The organism is Pseudomonas sp. ICMP 3272, assembly GCF_001466905.1.
Lineage (GTDB): Bacteria > Pseudomonadota > Gammaproteobacteria > Pseudomonadales > Pseudomonadaceae > Aquipseudomonas > Aquipseudomonas amygdali.
In genome coordinates this window covers 1-464 of record NZ_LKEK01000014.1, presented here as the reverse complement: position 1 = coordinate 464, position 464 = coordinate 1, and the positions used below count along the sequence as shown (strand labels likewise).

Annotated in this window: 1 pseudogene; it reads left to right on the top strand. The window is 57.1% G+C overall.

The window, feature by feature from the left end:
- A pseudogene (locus tag AO068_RS26440) lies at positions 1 to 464 on the top strand (AMP-binding protein); the annotation flags it as partial.

Genomic DNA, 464 nt, shown 5'->3' with positions numbered 1-464 from the left:
TGGAAAAAACGCTGTTCTCCACCTCGCTGAACTTCGATCTTGCGGTCTACGAGTGCTTTGCACCGCTGACCTCGGGTGGCAGCATCGAAATCGTCAAGAATGTGCTTGAACTGCAACACGGCGAGCACGATATCGGCCTGATCAACACCGTACCGTCGGCGCTCAAGGCCTTGCTGGAAGTCGATGGACTGCCGAAATCGGTCCATACGGTCAACGTCGCCGGTGAAGCGCTGAAACGCAGCCTGGTTATGGACTGCCGAAATCGGTCCATACGGTCAACGTCGCCGGTGAAGCGCTGAAACGCAGCCTGGTGGAAAACCTGTTCGAAAAAACCGGCGTACAGCGCCTGTGCAACCTCTACGGCCCATCCGAAACCACCACCTACTCAAGCTGGGTGGCGATGGACCGCGAAGACGGCTTCGCAGCTCACATCGGCAAGCCAGTCGGCAATACACAGTTTTACC